This is a genomic window from Paracoccus sp. P2, assembly GCF_046335115.1.
Classification (GTDB): Bacteria; Pseudomonadota; Alphaproteobacteria; order Rhodobacterales; family Rhodobacteraceae; genus Paracoccus; species Paracoccus pantotrophus.
Map to the genome: position 1 here is coordinate 1 of NZ_JBGOSN010000139.1, position 1,399 is coordinate 1,399.

General features: G+C 64.5%; 1 protein-coding gene. It reads right to left on the reverse strand.

What is annotated here, in order from left to right; genetic code table 11:
- Positions 1 to 69: 69 nt before the first annotated feature.
- Positions 70 to 1,299, reverse strand: coding sequence for an IS256-like element ISPko2 family transposase (locus ACDP63_RS24800; protein ID WP_409928850.1), 1,230 nt, complete (start codon positions 1,297 to 1,299; stop codon positions 70 to 72).
- Positions 1,300 to 1,399: the final 100 nt, after the last annotated feature.

Genomic DNA, 1,399 nt, shown 5'->3' on the forward strand with positions numbered 1-1,399 from the left:
CGGGGTCGTGTCGCGAAGGCTGTGGAAATTCCCTGGCGGCTTGCTCCGGGCATGTGAAGTTGGCGCGGGTTAGGCCGCGAGGTCAATGGACATCGGCACGAGAGGGTGAGACAGGGTCTCCCAGCCGTCGACCTTCCGCATCTGGATCTGCCCTGACGCCAAGAGCGCCCAGAGCAGCATCGGCACGGTTTCGGCGCAGGGCAGCACGGTCTGGGTCTTGATGCGGCGGCGGAACTCCTCGTTCAGGCGCTCGATGGCATTGGTGGTCCTTGCCGATTTCCATTGCGAGGGATCAAGGCGGGTGAAGCTGAAGAGCCGGTCGCCTGCTTCCTCAAGGCTATCGGCCACCGCCCGGCACTTGAGCTTCCACTTGCGGAGGAAGGCCTTGCGGCGCTTCTCGATCTCGGCGGCGGTATCGGCGTAGATCATGTCGCGGTAATCCTCGCTCAGTTCGTCATGCAAGCGCTTGGGCGCGTGGCCGAGCAGGTTTCGGTGCTTGTGAACGGTGCAGCGTTGAATGGGCAGTTCCTCGCCCCAGAGTGCCACAAGCGCGGCTTCGAGGCCCGGAGCGCCGTCAACGATCACCAACTCCGGCCGCCTCAGGCCCCGCGCATCCAGATCGGTGAGGAACTGGCACCAGGCAGCCGTGCTTTCGCCGCCCATATTCTTGATCGAGATCAGCACCTTTTGCCCGTCTCGACGGACGCCGATCGCGGCCAGGACCGAGATGTTGGTGGCCTTGCGGTCCAGCCGGGTCTTGATGACGGTGCCATCGAGAATGAGCCGGACGATGTCCTCCTCGGCCAGGTCACGCATCGACCAGGCGTCCCAATCCACCTTCACCTTGCGCCAGGCCCGGCTGACCACGTCCTTGCTCACTGCTCCCTCGAACAGACCAAACAGCGCCCGCTTGACCCGACGCGTATTCGTCCCGGCCAGGTAGACCGCCGCGATCAGGGCTTCGGCCTTTTTCGTCAGACGCTGGTAGCGCGGCAATGCCTGCGAGCGCCATTCGGTGACTTTGCCCGCCTCGCCCTCGATCCGGGCGCGCGGCACCCGCACCGTCTCGGTGCCGAATGTGCCGGTCAGCTGTCGGTCCCGATGCCCGTGGCGGTAGCCCTTCTTGGCCTTGTCGTCGCCGCGGCCGTAGCGCAGGCGGCCGAGAAACTCGGCCAGTTCTTCCTCGAACAAAGCCTCGATCGTCGCGCGCACATTCGCCCGCAGACGGTCTTCGATTGGATCATATCCCCTTGCGTCGGGCAGTAGCGAAAAGGACGGGGTGTCGGTATTCTGCTTCATGGCGTGATCTCCCTGGCGGTTGCCGCCGCCGGTTGGCTGGGTGTGAGTTCACCCGGAGATTACGCCGCCAGCCAATTTCCACCAGTTCCGAGACACGACC